This is a genomic window from Bartonella sp. SD1336NMGDW (genome assembly GCF_042193565.1).
Taxonomy (GTDB): Bacteria; Pseudomonadota; Alphaproteobacteria; order Rhizobiales; family Rhizobiaceae; genus Bartonella; species Bartonella grahamii.
In genome coordinates, this window is sequence record NZ_JBHILW010000001.1 from 423,892 (window position 1) to 440,070 (window position 16,179).

Here is a 16,179-nt window from a genome sequence, read left to right on the forward strand (position 1 = left end):
AAGAATAAGCGTTTGATAAGAGTAATATAGGCATTGAATTCACTTGATAATTATTTTCAAATCTGTACAATACGAGGTATATATTTATGACAATTTTTGGTGCATATGACGGGGGTAAATAGAGATGAAAAGCTTTGTTCGACAATTAGAAATGCTTGTGATTTTAGGGGGAGCACTGCTTTTATCTGGTTGTAAAATTGATGTTATACAGCCATCAGGTTATGTTGCACGTCAACAGCTCATTTTGATAGTTGTTTGTGTGGTGGTGATGCTTTGTGTTGTCATCCCAGTTATGGTGAGTGTGGTATTTTTAGCTATAAAATATCGTGCATCGAATATGAAAGCGGACTATTCTCCTGATTGGGCGCATTCAAATAAAATTGAAGCGTTGATGTGGGGTATTCCAATTGTAATTGTAATGGTTTTAGGTTCATTAACAGCTTATTATACTTATAAGCTGGAACCTACAAATCCTCTCCCAGTGGAAGTTGTAGGTGAAGGAAAGCCATTACAGATAGATGCCGTTTCTCTTGATTGGAAATGGCTTTTTATTTATCCTGAATATGGTGTTGCATCGATTAATGAGATTTATGCACCTGAAGGGCGTCAAGTTTTATTGCAATTGACGTCAGAGAATTCTGTCAATGCTTTTTGGGTCCCCAAACTGGGTACAGTTCTTTACGCTATGCCGCAGATGAATGCTAAGTTGCATTTGGTCGCTGAAGAGCAAGGAGTATTCAAAGGAACCTCAGCAAATTACAGTGGTGATGGTTTTTCGAGTATGCGGTTTAAGTGGCATTCTGTGTCTTTGCAGGACTTTGAGGATTGGATTGTAAAAGCTCGGGCTAATGGTCGAGTACTTGATCGTGCATCTTATCGTCAACTTTCTATTGCGCCTCGTATGGGTGATATTGCTGCGAAGAAAAAAGATGCTGAAGTTCGTTATTTTGCACCTGTGGAGAAGCGCCTTTACTATCGTGTTGTTAATCGATGTGTCGATGAAAATACGGTATGTAATGAGGATTTAATGAAACGTGCTGCTGCTCAGACGCTATGGGGTGCACTATGTTCAGTATTTGATCCTGATGTTATTTAAAGAATCAGTAAAGAAAGAGCCCTTTTAACATAGGGTTTCTTTTAAACTTGAATTTCATTTGAAATGGGTTGAGAAATGTTTGGAAGACTTACAGATCCTACGGCAGGTGCTTTTCATGCACTTGCACATGAGCCGATCGTTTTATACACGTGTATTGCGATTGTTGTGGTTGGTTTAATTGCTGTTGTTGCTCTAACAGCACTTGGGTGGTGGGGGATTCTATGGCGAAATTGGATTACAACTGTTGACCATAAACGCATAGGCATTATGTACATAGTTCTTGGAATTATTATGCTTGTTCGCGGTTTTGCGGACGCACTCATGATGCGAACACATCAAGCTTTAGCTCTTGGGAGTGAAAGTGCAGGTTATTTGCCACCTGACCATTTTGATCAAATTTTTTCGGCGCATGGCACTATCATGATTTTTTTCATGGCTACGCCTATTTTATTTGGTCTTTTTAATTATCTTATACCGCTTCAAATTGGTGCGCGTGATGTTGCTTTTCCCTTTGCAAATAATCTAGGTTTTTGGATTACGGCTGCAGGGGCAATATTGATTAACATATCCCTAGGTGTTGGGAATTTTGGTCGTGGTGGCTGGTTGATGTATCCACCTTTTACAGAATTGCAAACGAGTCCAGATACAGGGGTAGACTATTATTTATGGTCACTTCAACTTTCTGGTATAGCGACAACAATGGGGGCGGTCAATTTTGTTGCGACTTTGATTAAGATGCGTGCTCCTGGGATGACGATGATGAGAATGCCTGTTTTTTGTTGGAGCGCTTTTGTTAGCAATGTCCTTATTTTAGTTATTTACCCTGTCTTAACTGTAGCATTTGCACTCTTGGCATGCGATCGTTATTTGGGCATGAATTTCTTTTCTAATGTTGGTGGCGGAAATCCGATGGTATGGATTAACTATGTTTGGGTTTTTGGTCATCCTGAGGTTTATGTTTTGGTTGTTCCTGCTTTTGGAATTGTTTCTGAGGTTGTATCAACTTTTTCTTCAAAACGCCTCTTTGGTTATACTTCGATGATATGGGCCATGTTGGTTATTTTGATTCTTTCGCTTCTTGTTTGGGGACATCATTTCTTCACAATGGGTGGCGGTGAAGCTGTGAATACTTTCTTTGGTATTGCGACAATGATTATTGCTGTTCCAACAGGTGTAAAAGTCTTTAATTGGCTGCTAACTATGTATAAGGGGCGGATTCGCTTTGAGCCTCCAATGCTTTGGTGCATGGGAATGATTTTTACCTTTGTTGGTGGTGGATTAACTGGTGTTTTGTTATCTATTGTACCAGCTGATTGGCAGTTTCATAATTCGTTGTTTTTGGTAGCGCATTTCCATCATACAATTATTGGTGGTGTCGTTTTTGCGTACTTAGCGGGGATTGCATTTTGGTTTCCAAAAGTTTTTGGTTATAAACCAAATCGAGCATTGGGTATTGCATCTTTCTGGTGTTGGTTCATTGGTTTTTACCTTGCCTTTTTCCCAGTCTATGCACTTGGTTTAATGGGTGGGACGCGTCGTCTCCAGCATTACATGGAACCTAGTTGGCAACCGATGTTTATGATTGCTGCATTGGGTGCTTTTATTATTTTGCTTGGTATCCTTTGTTTTGTGCTGCAAGTTGTTTTGGCGATTTGGTACGGTATCAAACATAAGGGACATTTACCTGTAACATTAAATGATTCTTGGGGTGATGCACGGACCCTTGAATGGTCTATCTCTTCACCGCCTCCTTCTTACAATTTTGCAATAGTTCCGAAAATACAGTCTGATGATGCTTATTGGAATATGAAGAAAAGTGGTTATCAACGTCCTACCAGTGGATTTACAAAAATTCATATGCCGTCCAATACATCGGCTGGAATTATTGCGGGATTTTTCTCATTAGTTGTTGGTTTTGCGCTTGTCTGGCATATTTGGTGGCTTGTTGCGGTCGGCTTGATTGGTTTTATTGCAACGCTTGTGTGTCATTCATTAACAGGTGACCATCATGGTTATTATATTCCGGCTGAAGAAGTACAAAAAACTGAAGATGCCTTTACAGCTGTTCTTAAAGAACAAGGAGTGACAGTATGAGTGCAGTAACAATGAATAAAGTGAGTGCTGTGGATGAACATCACCACGATAATAGTTCGGTAATGACGTTTGGTTTTTGGGTCTATATTCTCTCAGATTTGATCCTGTTTTCGACACTTTTTTCAAGTTTTGCTGTTTTTTCTGCTTCTTATGGTGGTGGTAAGGCGGGCAATGAGTTTATTGATTTAAAATTTGTTTTGGTTGAGACTGCTTTCTTGTTGTTTTCATCCGTCACTTATGGTTTTACAATGGTACAAGCACATAAAAATAACATCAGTGGTGTGCGTTTATGGATGGCTATTACCTTTGTATTTGGGTGTTGCTTCATTGGTATGGAACTTTACGAATTTCATGAACTTTTGGGTGAGGTCTTTTATTACGATCCAAATGCTTATGCTGGTATTGATCCTGCGACGGGTTTACAGCTTTTTGGACGGGAGATTCTCTCTGCTTATTGGTCAGCATTTTTTGCTTTGGTTGGCACCCATGGACTTCACGTAAGTGTTGGTCTTCTTTGGATGGTTGTGATGTTTTTTCATCTTCGTCGTAATGGCTTGGATCAGAACAATAAAACACGTTTAGCATGCCTTTCCATTTTTTGGCATTTACTTGATATTGTATGGGTTGGTGTTTTCACCATGGTTTATCTATTAGGAGCGTTGTGATGAGCATGCAAAATGAAACACATGGTCCCAGTACTGGTTCCTATTTGGTCGGCTTTATTCTGGCTGTATTTTTCACCCTAGGTTCTTTTGTTCCTGTGATGTATGGAATGATGGAAAGTTGGGCAGTTAGTACAAAAGTTGTGTATCTTATTGGGATGGCTATCATTCAGATTATAGTACAAATTGTTTTCTTTTTGCACTTGAACTCTGGTCCAGATGCCAAGTGGAATTTAAGCGCATTGTGGTTTGCTGCTATTTGCGTTTTTGTTATTATTGGGGGAACTTGGTGGGCTATCTCTCATTTGAATTATAATATGATGGGTGGTTCAGGACGTGTTATTGAACCGGAAATATCAAGTAGAGATGGTTCTTCAGTATCTGAGCAGTTATCAAACAAAGATATATCCGTAAGAAAACAGCCAGAAAAGATACAGGGCTCAGAAATGCCTATGGAGCAGGGGGGGCTAAGTACGCAGTCTCCTGTGGAGTAGTTGTTAGAAATATCTGTGGGAGCTGATGCGGCATGTATCAGCTCTTACAAGAAATTCGTAGGATATTAAAGAGAGGGGTAGGTACAAGATATCAGTGGAATGAGTATCATGATTTTGAATGTACTTTTATTTTAAAAGAGAAATTCCATGGAGTATTTAGTCAAGCCTTAATTTTTGAGATAAATAGCTGTTTGTAGGATATACAAAAAGTGATATTTATACAATTTACTACAAAGAAAGAGAATGTGAGAAACAAGTTTTTATGTTGTGTGAGATAAAAGCTACGAGGCGGTAACGTTTTTATGATTTACAGGATTTATATTAAAGATAGCATTAAAGTTATTTGTAATAATAATATGCCATTGAAATCAGAAATTTAGAGAATAATCAGAAAACTTAATGAAAACCGTTGCAATGACAGTTATTGGTGCTGGTTCTTTTGGTACTGCATTAGCGATTGCTCTTGCCCGTAATGGTCATAATGTTTTACTTTGGGGATATAAACCCCAACATATCAAAGAATTACAAGAACAACGTTGTAATAAAGTATATTTACCCGATATTCAATTTCCTGAAAATTTATTACTTGAAGCTTCGCTTGAAACTGCAATAGTAGCAAGTCACAATATATTAATCGCTGTTCCAAGCCATGTATTTCATCAAGTTTTGTATAACATTCAGCCTTATTTAGATCAGCATTCACGTGTTATTTGGGCAACAAAAGGTTTAGAACATGGTACCGGACGTTTCTTACAAGAGGTTGCTCGTGAGATTTTAGGTGAAAAAATTCCTTTAGCTGTTTTTTCTGGACCAACTTTTGCTCAAGAACTAGCTGTTGGTTGGCCTACTGCAATGACGATAGCAGCTTCTGATGTTGAGTTTGGTAAAGAATTGCAGCAACTTTTTCATTGTGACAAAAGTTTTAGAGTTTATAAAAGTTCAGATATGATTGGCGTTCAATTAGGGGGAGCAGTTAAAAATGTTATTGCTATTGGTGCAGGAATATCAGATGGCATGGGATTTGGGGCAAATGCACGAATAGCTCTCATCACACGAGGACTAGCTGAAATCAGTCGTTTAGGAGGGGCTATGGGTGCTGAGCTTTCCACATTTATGGGAATGACAGGCTTAGGTGATCTGGTTTTGACATGTACTGATAATCAGTCGCGTAATCGCCGTTTTGGAATACTTCTTGGTAAAGGAGTAGATATCAAAGAAGCGGAAAAACAAATTGGTCAGGTTGTGGAAGGGTACTTAAATACCAAGGAAGTACATACGTTGGCGCAACGTATTGGGATAGAAATGCCCATTGTAGAACAAATTTATCAAATTCTCTATTGTGGTAAAAACATAACTGAAGCGGCGAACGCATTACTAAGCCGTACTCTTAAGGATGAAATACAATGATATCCTGTTTTTTTAAATAATTTCAATTGTAAAAAATAGAAACATGCTATGATAGGCATATAAAATAGATTGTATTGATGGTTGTATAAGACAGTCATATTCTAGGAAATTATAGATTCATATCATTCGATTCTTTATGAAACATGGATGAAATATAAAAGTTTTGGCTTTTGTCTAAAAACTATCTCTTTGAAAATAAATTATCGTTTCCACTTACACATGTTTATGTAATATAATGAATTTATGCAATGTAATGAACAAGATATTTTGATTTTCTCTTAAATTCATCTCACAATGATATTTGCAAACAGAATAATACAAGACTCATTAGGTGGAAGCATCTTATTTATTAACGTATAAGCTAAAAATATCATTGCTATTATCCAATTTTCAATATTATTTGCTGCGTGTAACAGCGTTTATATCTCGATAGGGGCAGGGATATCGTGTGTCTCTGTTTGTGTAATTCTTTAAAACAAGAAGACAATCTAATTTGGGAAGAAGATGAAATTTTAAAGATGAAAACCAGTTTCCATTTCTACCATCATTTTTAAATTCAGTTTTACGCTATCTAAAGCATATCTTTTAAATAATGGAGATTACCTCACACCTTGATGTGTCAGGTAAAATAGAACGCCCAAAATAAAACACTATTGCTGTTGTATATTTACGCGCTTGTTTTAAAGAGACCTCTCTTAAAACTCCCAAGCCCAATTCGCGACGGTGACCGTAAATAGTGTAACGATAAAGCCATTGTGCACGTCCCCATCTTTATGTTTATGAAGGAGGAAGCCGAGCATCATCACACATCCTACCTTGAGACAGCTCTTGGCACTTGAGCCTGTTCCGTAGAGATGTTTACGCCTTTTATTTTCTCACATGTCAATTCTGTTTTTTATATGCAAGAAATGACTTTTGGAATTATAAATTTGAAAATCTAAAATTGAAAAAATGTTATTGTACTTATTTGTGGCTGTCATTTAAACTGAAAAAATAATGTGATTATAAAGATAAAAAATTGATTTATATGAATAATTCATTTTATTTTTGTATTGAATTAATTAAAAATATGTGTTTGCTTGTCACAAGCGGGTTAGTATGTGGATAAAAATTATTAAAAATACTTCTAATGAATCATCTCAAGCATCAAGGGGTGTTTCAACATTAGAACATGGCAAGTAAAATGATGGTGTCGGTTTGTCATTTTTATAAACATTAAAATGGTGGAGCAAAAAGGATTTATGTACTTCACGGGGATTTTTATACGTTCTACAGATACCATTGTGAAATGGAATTGCGTGTATTGAGAGATATCTTTTAAAAAAATGCATGAAGGAGCAACAGCCGTAGTGTTTTTGGGCGTTCTATTTTACCTGATATATCAGAGAAATGCTTTCATTAAAGAACGAGAAAATAAAGGTGTGAGGTAAAGCGTAACCTCCCTTATTTAAAAAAATATTGTGTGGGTGCTTTTAAAATTGTAAAGCCTCATTAAAGAATAATAGTCAGATTAATGATTGATTTCTTTACGCCTTCATATTCTTCCTAAATTAGATTGCCTTTGCGTTTCAAGAATAAATAAAACGGTAGGCAATATTTTTTTCAATCTGGTATACAAAAGCTGAAGCTAAGGATTTTAATAATCCCCTAATCTCTGTTTCACACTGCGAGGGCTGGGGATTGATTTATAAGCAACAGCAAAAGCGTATGCTTTAGTAAGGTAAATAACGTCATAAAATACAAAATTTATCAACCATGGATTGAAGAAATATTCCGGATTTTTATGAAACACTTTGCAAAACAAGGTATCTGGTTTTGTATTAGACTTATTCTTATAAAGACCTGCACACGTGCCTTACGTCATATTTTTCTAAGTGCGATGATTTTTATCCTTCCTGAGTATCATCACTTTTTTTCAGCTCTTCAAGTATTGGCATAGACATGATGTTATAGCCTGAATCAACATAATGGATTTCACCTGTAACACCTGATGATAAGTCAGAGAGTAGATAAAGAGCAGATTTTCCAATTTCATGAATATTTACGGTACGACGTAATGGGGCATTACGGCGTTGATGTGAAAATATTGCACGTGCAGCTGCAATACCATTACCTGCTAAAGTTCTAACAGGACCAGCGGAAATCGCATTGACACGGATATTTTGAGGACCAAAGTCCGCTGCTAAATAACGTACCATAGCTTCTAGAGCTGCTTTAGCAACACCCATGATGTTATAATTAGGCACAACTTGCTGTGAAGCACCGTAGGTAAGAGTTAAAAGTGTTCCTCCATTGGGCATAAGCCTACCCGCGCGCTGGGCAATTTCAGTAAAGGAATAAGCTGAAATAACCATCGTGCGTTGGAAGTTTTCACGTGTTGTAACATCAACATAACGTCCTTTTAGCTGAGTTTTATCTGAAAAACCAATGGCATGGACAATAAAATCAATAGTTTTCCATTCTTTTTCAAGTTGCTCAAAGACGTAGTCAATATTTTCAATTTTTTCAACATCACACTCTAGCACTAATTTGCAGCCAAGTTTATCAGCTAGAGGCTGAACACGTTTTCCAAAAGCATTCCCTTGATAAGTCAATGCTAATTCAGCTCCTGCTTGTGCGAGCTGACAGGCAATGCCCCAAGCAATTGAATGGTCATTCGCAATCCCCATAATAAGGCCACGTTTGCCCTCCATCAAACCTTTCATATTATTCTCCGTAAGACCGTACTTTTTTCAATTACTAAGAACGTGTGTTTATTCATAGCGTTGGAAAACAAGCGTTGCATTGGTACCGCCAAAGCCAAAAGTATTTGACAATACGGTATTCAGTTGTTGATGATCACGTCGTTTACGAACGATTGGCATATCAGCAAAAGCTGGATCAAGTTCTTCAATATGGGCACTTTCACAAATAAAATTATGCTGCATCATTAACAGTGTGTAGATTGCTTCTTGAACACCAGCTGCACCCAAGGAATGACCAGTCAGAGATTTTGTGGCAGAAATTGGCGGGCATTGATCACCTGCTCCGAAGATACGGCGGATCGCTTCTATTTCAGGAGGATCACCAACAGGTGTTGCTGTTGCATGGGGATTGATATAATCAATCTTATTTTTGACGGTCGCAAGTGCCATGCGCATGCACCGTTCTGCTCCCTCACCCGACGGAGAGACCATATCGTATCCATCGGATGTAGCGCCATAACCAACAATTTCTCCATAGATTTTTGCACCACGCGCTTTAGCGACTTCTAGTTCTTCAAGAACCAAAACGCCAGCGCCACCAGCAATAACAAATCCATCACGATTAGCGTCATAAGCACGCGAAGCTTTTTCTGGTACATCATTATATTTGCTGGACATAGCACCCATAGCATCGAATAAAACAGATAATGTCCAATCCAGATCTTCGCAACCACCAGCAAAAATGCGATCTTGTTTTCCATATTGGATTGTTTCATAAGCATTGCCGATACAATGATTGGATGTAGCACATGCGGAAGAGATTGAATAGTTTACGCCCTTAATTTTAAAAAAAGTTGCAAGTGTTGCGGATGCCGTGGAACTCATCACTTTAGGCACAACAAAAGGGCCGATGCGTTTTGGACCTTTTTGGCGTGTAATATCAGCAGCCTCAACGATTGACTGAGTTGAAGCACCTCCAGAACCCATAATAATACCCGTGTGTTCATTCGATACTTCATGCGGTTCTAGACCCGCATCAGCAATTGCCTGATCCATGGCGATGTGATTCCATGCTGTTCCACGCCCATGAAAACGTAGAGCACGTCGATCTACGAGTTCTTCTATATTAATATCAGGTTTGCCGTAAACTCTGCTACGAAAGCCTAATTCGGCATATTGAGGTGCGTAAGAAATTCCGGATTTTGCTTCACGTAAACTGGTTAAAACAGCTTCAGGTCCATTTCCAATCGCGGAGACAATTCCCATTCCAGTTACAACAACTCGACGCATTCATACCTCCTCGTTCCATACAGAATAGTGAAAAGTTCTTTCTGACGGAAATAACGTTCAATCTTCTTTGAATAAAGCAACGCGTAAATCACTCGCCTTATAAATAGTCTCTCCATCTGCTTTTAGCCACCCATCAGCTATTCCTAAGACTAAATTTCCACGCCGAATACGCTTAAAATCTATTTCATATTCAAGAATTTTGGTTTGTGGAGTTACCATCCCTGATAACTTTACTTCACCTGTTGATATCGCTCTTCCTTTTCCTGGTTCGCCTAGCCAACCAAGAAAAAATCCTGTCAATTGCCACATACCATCCAGTCCGAGACATCCTGGCATGACGGGATCGCCTATAAAGTGACAATTAAAGAACCACAGGTCTGGTGTAATGTCAAATTCGGCGCGAACCATTCCTTTATCGTATTTACCATCAGTTTCACTAATTTGAGTGATTCGATGAATCATTAACATTGGCGGTGCTGGCAATTGCGCATTACCTTTACCAAACATTTCGCCGCGAGCGCAGCTTAGAAGCTCTTCATAAGTGTAGCGAGACTTTTGTTCAGCCATTGTTACTCCATTTATTTGCATATATTTTTATTTCTGCGCTTTTCCCAACCTACTTTTAGAGCAAATTTTAAAGAGAGGGAAATGATTTTATATCATTTTTAATGACAAAAGGCCTTTTTTATGTATTCTACACAGGTAATTATTTAAAAATGGAATACAAGATTACACCATACTATTCCCATTTTTTTGTATTTTGATCTTATTTAGCAGGAATATATTTGGGTTTGTAATATGTCAGTGAGTGCAGACGATTTAGATATGAATGAAGAGCAACAGTTCACAAAAGAGTGTGGAAAAATTGTGCAATATTATTCCATTTCTATGTTAGAAAAACGTTTGCGTCAGAATGGTTTGCGTCCAACACGTCAGCGGTTGGAACTTGCGCATATGATTTTTTCTCAAGGAAATCGTCATATTACTGCTGAAGAGCTCTATGAGGAAGCGGGGAGGGCAGGTGTGCCTGTATCTTTAGCAACGGTTTATAATACGCTTCATCAATTTACGGAAGCGGGATTGTTACGGATTATTGCCGTAGAAGGCTCAAAAACTTGGTTTGATACCAATACCTCTGATCACTACCATTTTTATATAGAAGGCGAAAATCGTATTCTTGATATTCCTTACAATTTGGAAGAAGCTCCCATTATTAGAAATTTGCCTAAGCCACCAGAAGGTATGGAAATTTCACATGTTGATTTGATCGTACGATTAAAACCCAAAAATCAATCTTGTGATAGGCAGTGAGGATATTCAATGAGGAATAAAAATTAAATTTGATGAGTTTGAGCATTCACCAACCTTTTACTTTTTCATCAGGATAGATTCCCCATAACTGGGGTTGCTGAAGCCATCCGCGCGTATTATTAATGTTTAGTTCGCACCATTGTCCATCACATTGGCGGATATTGCCAATGACATTAGGTTCTACTTCTGCCACAAGCTCTGCGTTTTCGGTGGGGTTTTTTCGGAGCATCAGCCTTTTTGTTTTATCTTTTTGCCATGGAATAGTTATAGCAGTTCGCTTTCCCGATAAAAGCGATTGATACACCCACCCCTCATCGCCTTCTGCATCACGAATTTTGCGCCATTGATCATATTCTTGAATGATTTCAATAGGCAAGCCCTTCTTTTTGTAGGTAAAAATGATAGAATAGTTGCTTCCTGGTCCGACGCGCACATTAACGCTGGTGGGTTTAATCGAAGCAAATCGCGGAAGTGGTAAACCACTGGGCCCTAAATTTTGATTAAATGTTTGTGCGTGCAACAAATGAGGTGAACCCAATACAATGACTGTTGTTATTAAGATACATGATGCGAGCATTGAAACGCGAAACCAACGAGAATTTTGCACACTGAACTCCTTTATTTCGTCATATATTGGAAATTTAAAATCTGAAATATAAGACTAAAATTATGACATATCGCTCGTTAAAGAGATCTAAACAATGAAAAAATTGTTACGAGAATAGCAAAATAAGGAAAACAAAAGTTTGTATTTTTTAGTGCTTATCTTGTTTATAAGGGGATAAATATAAATAAAAACTGGATTTTTATGCAGCTGTACGCGTGATAAAACAGTAAAGTATACTGGGTCCATAGCAATTTTTGTACAGGAAATTAGGGCTAAAGTATTGCATCTCTTTTCTGAGTTTGTTTCTCGAAGTAAAAGTACATGTATGCATATTATACAAAGAGCTGTTCAGTAAAGGGGTTATCATGTGGCTTGAAAAGAAGTTTTGAATGGACAAAATAATACGATGAATAAAACAGTTAAGCTTAAAAATATGAGAAAAATTATGAAGTAGATTGATATATGAAGGGCTGATTTTAACAGGACAGTTTTTCGTGATAATCCATTTTATAAAATTTGCTATACTATAATTTCATGCCATGATAATGCTTATCGGTATGGTAGATAAGCTCGATCCATTATACCTTTAGGAGCTCTCAATGTTACGTAGTTCTTATTATTTATGGCGTTCATAAGAAGCATTTTTATTTTTTTCTTAAATAGCTTTTATTCTATTTGCATACTAACCCTGCTTATGATGTACAAGAAATAATCTTGATTGATTCAATATAAGAAGGTGTTGAGAAACTTCACGTTATTCAGAATTATTACTTAATATGAAAAACGATTACTTATAACGATAAATCAACGCGTTAAAAACTTTAACTCGTTATTTGAGTTGTAAATATATTTCCATTAAAAATGGTAATAAAAGGCACATTCATCCATATTAAAATACAGTGTTTTCTCTGTTTATTGTTAATTTTCTTTTTCTATAACTCAGTATAGAAGAAAGTTGAATGAAATAGAGGGGCTTATTCGATACACTTATGGGGGTCATTACATAAGTGATGAATAGAAGAAATTTATCAAGAAAAAAGAATCTGTAGTGCAGTGGTTGAAATTCGTCATCGTTTAGAGAGACAGAGTCAAGGGATATAAAAAGTTATGGAATTATATCGTTTTGTTACATAACTGAAGGGAAAGAGGATTATGCATTTGATATCATATTTGTATACACAATCGCATATTGCGATAGTTACTTTTGTTTTGCAATCTGATCTAGCATCTTCGAAAGATGTAGAATATTTAATGACAAAAAAAGAAAATCATCATGAAATTTATACATAAGAAACAGTTACTTAAGAGATATCCGGAAGGAGAAAAATTATAGCGAAAAGTGATAATAAAACACCCTACACTCAATTCACATAAGAACAAGTCGCTTAAATATCTAAAGCGTAATTTGTTATCTGTTTTTTGAAATATAAGAATGAAAAAACCACCCCTATGACAGAAACCTTATTATTTTCAGATAACTAACATATTAGATAACATTGTACACAAAAAACCATACACAAGCAATTTATTGCAACCGCCTATGAAGATAAAATTTTCTGGAAGCTTATTATCTACTGCTTACGCAATTGCATAAAGTATATTACTTTACCGCAACAGTTCGTCCGTTACTAACAAAACCTTCTCTTTGCGCACGCTTACGAGCAAGCTTACGTGTACGACGAATAGCTTCAGCTTTTTCACGAGCACGCTTCTCAGATGGCTTCTCATAATAACTACGCATTTTCATTTCACGGAAGATACCTTCACGCTGCATCTTTTTTTTCAACGCACGGAGCGCTTGGTCAACATTATTATCACGAACGAGTACTTGCACTATCTATCCTGCTTTTTTCAGTGTCATAAATGATAGGAAAAACCTACGTCCTTTTAAAGGCATATCCAAAAGGACAAGCACCTATATCATATAAATAAGACATTTGTCTATATCGCTTTTTAAAATTCTATTCTTTTTGCAATAAAACACTTTTTATAATGAATGATAAAATTTTACGGTTATAAATTTATGAAAGTCCTTGTATTTGATCATTTTCGTCAAGATGAATTTTTTCAGCCGTGGGATAATGGGGTAGTCCCGGCATGGTCATAACATCTCCACAAATGACAACAATAAAGCCGGCTCCTGCGGAGAGACGAACTTCACGTACGGGAATTTCAAAATCAACAGGAGCACCATATTGCTTGGGATCAGAAGAAAAAGAATAAGGTGTTTTTGCCATACAAATAGGGTAGGCACCAAAACCTTCTTTTTCCCAAGATTCAAGTTGTTTGAGAATAGGGGCTGGGATGATGGCGCCACGCCCACCGTATAGCTTTGTTATAATACAATTAATTTTTTGAACGAGTGGAATATTATCTTGATATAAAACTTTAAAATGAGAATGTTTTTCTTCAATCAAGGTAACGAGTTCTTGTGCAAGTTCTATAGCGCCTTTTCCACCTTGTTCCCAATGCTTACAGATAATAGCTTTGTGTCCAGTTGTTGCAACTATTTTTTGTAATGTTTTTATTTCAGCATCGCTATCGCTGTCAAAATGATTGATAGCCACAACACAAGGAATACCGTAGTGCTCCATATTCTTTATATGTCGTAAAAGATTGGCTGTTCCTTTTTCTAAAGCGGTGATATTTTCTTCTGTCAGGTTATTTTTATCCACACCACCATTCATTTTTAATGCACGAATAGTTGCGACGATCACTGTAGCATTTGGTACAATACCTGCTTGCCTACATTTGATATTGAAGAACTTTTCTGCTCCAAGATCTGCTCCAAACCCTGCTTCTGTGACAACATAATCAGCAAGTTTTAAAGCAGTTTTTGTTGCTATAACTGAATTGCAACCATGAGCAATGTTGGCAAAAGGTCCTCCATGAACGAGAACAGGGTTATTTTCAATTGTCTGTACGAGATTGGGTTGTATAGCATCCTTGAGAAGAACTGCCATTGCACCTTCTGCATTGAGATCAGAAACGGTGATGGGCGTTTTATCATAACGATAAGCAACAATAATTTTTTTGAGTCTTTGTGTAAGGTTTTCTAAATTTTCAGAGAGACAAAGAAGTGCCATAATTTCTGACGCAACAGTAATATCAAAACCTGTTTGGCGTGGAAAACCATTTGTTATGCCCCCCAATGAAATAACAATATCGCGCAATGCGCGGTCATTCATATCAAGAACGCGTTTCCAAACAATGCGACGTGGATCAATGTTTAGAGTATTTCCCCAATAAAGATGATTATCTATCATTGCGGCAAGAAGATTATGAGCAGCTGTAATAGCATGAAAATCACCGGTAAAATGTAAATTAAGGTCATCCATTGGAACGACTTGCGCATAACCACCACCAGCAGCACCACCTTTTACACCAAAACAGGGACCTAAAGACGGTTCTCTCAAGGTAGCTATTGTTTTTTTACCAATAAGATTAAGAGCATCACTTAGTCCAACTGTTGTTGTTGTTTTGCCTTCTCCGGCAGGTGTGGGGTTGATAGCTGTGACGAGGATAAGTTTACCATCTGGATTTTTATCAAGCGATTTTATGTATTCAGAAGAAATTTTAGCTTTATCATGGCCATAGGGAATGAGATTTTCATGTGAGATACCAATTTTTTGTGCAATTTCAATAATATGCTGCTTTTTAGCAGTGCGAGCAATTTCAATATCTGTTTTAGGCATGGAAAAATTCTTTAAACTTATCTTTTATTAATGTTCGAGATCTGTACCCCATGGATTAATTAGAAGAATTCATAGAGAACAGAAAGTGTTAGGATATCATAGAAGTCGATGACATGCTATGCAAGAGATAATGCTAAAGAAGCACGAGAAGAGTTTCTTTGCTTTTAAGCAGTAAAAATATGTTTAATTCAATTAAAAATATCTCGAAAAGAAGCTTTGGTTTGCAACAAAATGTCTAATGATATTAATGGATACCATAAGTGTTTTATGGCGGCACATCTGAAGTCCCTATTAAGATGGGATTGCTAGGAATAAAATATCCAGAAACATCTAGTTATGGAAAAATTAGAAATAAGCACGCAAAAAATTATCTAACTGATTAAAGAGTATAATCCGGAAGAGACTAAAAACAAGCGCATAGATCGAAAAAAGAAAACAACACACGCTGCTTATGCAATCGTTATGATTATTAGCTAATAAAAGCACCTTGGAGCTGAATTGAAGGACTCATAACATCTTATTCTAGCAAAATGGCTAAAGAAACGACTCACAACAGAATAAAGTAACAAAATACAAAAAACAAAGATAGGCAAAAATAAATCACAAAATAAAGAATTTAAAGAGCCTAAATTTATAAGAAGGTACTATTGATAGATGGCGCACCCGAAGAGATTCGAACTCCTGACCCCCAGATTCGTAGTCTGGTGCTCTATCCAGCTGAGCTACGGGTGCATACATTTCAGTTTTTTACATTATCTACGACAAAGGGTTCCTAATCGTTTCATTAAAGAAATGCAAGTGAAACTTGGGGCGTCATAAAAAAAATCTCTCTTTTTTAT

General features: G+C 37.0%; 12 protein-coding genes and 1 tRNA gene. 6 read left to right on the forward strand and 7 right to left on the reverse strand.

Annotated elements, in window-relative coordinates; translation table 11 throughout:
- The first annotated feature begins 124 nt into the window (after nucleotides 1-124).
- From cyoA to gpsA, 5 genes are all read left to right on the forward strand, one after another.
- On the forward strand, nucleotides 125-1,096 hold the full coding sequence (cyoA, locus tag ACFIKH_RS01740) for a ubiquinol oxidase subunit II (protein ID WP_273787465.1): 972 nt from the start codon (nucleotides 125-127) through the stop codon (nucleotides 1,094-1,096).
- Between the two features lie 75 nt (nucleotides 1,097-1,171).
- Nucleotides 1,172-3,190 carry a cytochrome o ubiquinol oxidase subunit I gene (cyoB, locus tag ACFIKH_RS01745; RefSeq protein WP_273787464.1) on the forward strand — a complete coding sequence of 673 codons (2,019 nt, stop codon included), beginning with the start codon at nucleotides 1,172-1,174 and terminating at the stop codon, nucleotides 3,188-3,190.
- Complete coding sequence (locus tag ACFIKH_RS01750) at nucleotides 3,187-3,855, forward strand: cytochrome (ubi)quinol oxidase subunit III (protein WP_375619284.1); 669 nt, start codon at nucleotides 3,187-3,189, stop codon at nucleotides 3,853-3,855. The genes cyoB and ACFIKH_RS01750 overlap by 4 nt, the downstream gene beginning before the upstream one ends.
- Nucleotides 3,855-4,346: a cytochrome o ubiquinol oxidase subunit IV gene (gene cyoD / locus ACFIKH_RS01755; RefSeq protein WP_375626263.1), complete on the forward strand. Its 492-nt coding sequence runs from the start codon at nucleotides 3,855-3,857 to the stop codon at nucleotides 4,344-4,346. The genes ACFIKH_RS01750 and cyoD overlap by 1 nt, the downstream gene beginning before the upstream one ends.
- Before the next feature lie 399 nt (nucleotides 4,347-4,745).
- Nucleotides 4,746-5,753 carry an NAD(P)H-dependent glycerol-3-phosphate dehydrogenase gene (gene gpsA / locus ACFIKH_RS01760; protein WP_375625419.1) on the forward strand — a complete coding sequence of 336 codons (1,008 nt, stop codon included), beginning with the start codon at nucleotides 4,746-4,748 and terminating at the stop codon, nucleotides 5,751-5,753.
- 1,886 nt (nucleotides 5,754-7,639) lie between these two features.
- Here the strand turns inward: gpsA and fabI are convergent.
- Genes fabI through fabA form a run of 3 tightly spaced genes read right to left on the reverse strand, consistent with a single transcriptional unit; the run spans nucleotide 7,640 to nucleotide 10,294 of the window.
- Entirely contained in the window at nucleotides 7,640-8,458 is an 819-nt protein-coding gene (fabI, locus tag ACFIKH_RS01765) for an enoyl-ACP reductase FabI (RefSeq protein WP_273787460.1), read from the reverse strand.
- Nucleotides 8,459-8,506: 48 nt separating this feature from the next.
- Nucleotides 8,507-9,727 (reverse strand): beta-ketoacyl-ACP synthase I, encoded by a 1,221-nt coding sequence (gene fabB, locus ACFIKH_RS01770; protein WP_375619287.1) that lies wholly within the window; start codon nucleotides 9,725-9,727, stop codon nucleotides 8,507-8,509.
- Between the two features lie 57 nt (nucleotides 9,728-9,784).
- Nucleotides 9,785-10,294, reverse strand: a complete 510-nt coding sequence (gene fabA, locus ACFIKH_RS01775; RefSeq protein WP_375625418.1) for a 3-hydroxyacyl-[acyl-carrier-protein] dehydratase FabA — start codon at nucleotides 10,292-10,294, stop codon at nucleotides 9,785-9,787.
- Nucleotides 10,295-10,525: 231 nt separating this feature from the next.
- On the opposite strand from fabA, the gene irrA reads away from it, so the two are divergent.
- A complete protein-coding gene (gene irrA, locus ACFIKH_RS01780; RefSeq protein ID WP_273787458.1) occupies nucleotides 10,526-11,038 on the forward strand; it encodes an iron response transcriptional regulator IrrA in 513 nt (170 codons plus the stop codon).
- A 46-nt stretch (nucleotides 11,039-11,084) separates the two neighbouring features.
- On the opposite strand, the gene ACFIKH_RS01785 is transcribed toward irrA, so the two are convergent.
- The 4 genes from ACFIKH_RS01785 to ACFIKH_RS01800 form a co-directional block, all read right to left on the reverse strand.
- Nucleotides 11,085-11,645 carry an SH3 domain-containing protein gene (locus tag ACFIKH_RS01785; protein WP_375670832.1) on the reverse strand — a complete coding sequence of 187 codons (561 nt, stop codon included), beginning with the start codon at nucleotides 11,643-11,645 and terminating at the stop codon, nucleotides 11,085-11,087.
- A gap of 1,600 nt (nucleotides 11,646-13,245) precedes the next feature.
- On the reverse strand, nucleotides 13,246-13,479 hold the full coding sequence (gene rpsU / locus ACFIKH_RS01790) for a 30S ribosomal protein S21 (protein WP_012754552.1): 234 nt from the start codon (nucleotides 13,477-13,479) through the stop codon (nucleotides 13,246-13,248).
- Nucleotides 13,480-13,666: 187 nt separating this feature from the next.
- The gene (locus ACFIKH_RS01795) at nucleotides 13,667-15,340 is read right to left on the reverse strand and encodes a formate--tetrahydrofolate ligase (protein ID WP_375670834.1); all 1,674 of its coding nucleotides are present in this window, start codon (nucleotides 15,338-15,340) and stop codon (nucleotides 13,667-13,669) included.
- A 655-nt stretch (nucleotides 15,341-15,995) separates the two neighbouring features.
- Nucleotides 15,996-16,072 (reverse strand) — tRNA-Arg (locus tag ACFIKH_RS01800).
- Nucleotides 16,073-16,179 lie beyond the last annotated feature (107 nt).

Excerpts from the sequence above, each read along its gene's own strand:
- irrA (WP_273787458.1), top strand. The coding sequence starts at position 10,526 with ATGTCAGTGAGTGCAGACGATTTAGATATGAATGAAGAGCAACAGTTC.
- fabB (WP_375619287.1), bottom strand. The coding sequence starts at position 9,727 with ATGCGTCGAGTTGTTGTAACTGGAATGGGAATTGTCTCCGCGATTGGA.
- cyoD (WP_375626263.1), top strand. The coding sequence starts at position 3,855 with ATGAGCATGCAAAATGAAACACATGGTCCCAGTACTGGTTCCTATTTG.
- ACFIKH_RS01795 (WP_375670834.1), bottom strand. The coding sequence starts at position 15,340 with ATGCCTAAAACAGATATTGAAATTGCTCGCACTGCTAAAAAGCAGCAT.
- ACFIKH_RS01750 (WP_375619284.1), top strand. The coding sequence starts at position 3,187 with ATGAGTGCAGTAACAATGAATAAAGTGAGTGCTGTGGATGAACATCAC.
- cyoB (WP_273787464.1), top strand. The coding sequence starts at position 1,172 with ATGTTTGGAAGACTTACAGATCCTACGGCAGGTGCTTTTCATGCACTT.
- fabI (WP_273787460.1), bottom strand. The coding sequence starts at position 8,458 with ATGAAAGGTTTGATGGAGGGCAAACGTGGCCTTATTATGGGGATTGCG.
- fabA (WP_375625418.1), bottom strand. The coding sequence starts at position 10,294 with ATGGCTGAACAAAAGTCTCGCTACACTTATGAAGAGCTTCTAAGCTGC.
- cyoA (WP_273787465.1), top strand. The coding sequence starts at position 125 with ATGAAAAGCTTTGTTCGACAATTAGAAATGCTTGTGATTTTAGGGGGA.
- gpsA (WP_375625419.1), top strand. The coding sequence starts at position 4,746 with ATGAAAACCGTTGCAATGACAGTTATTGGTGCTGGTTCTTTTGGTACT.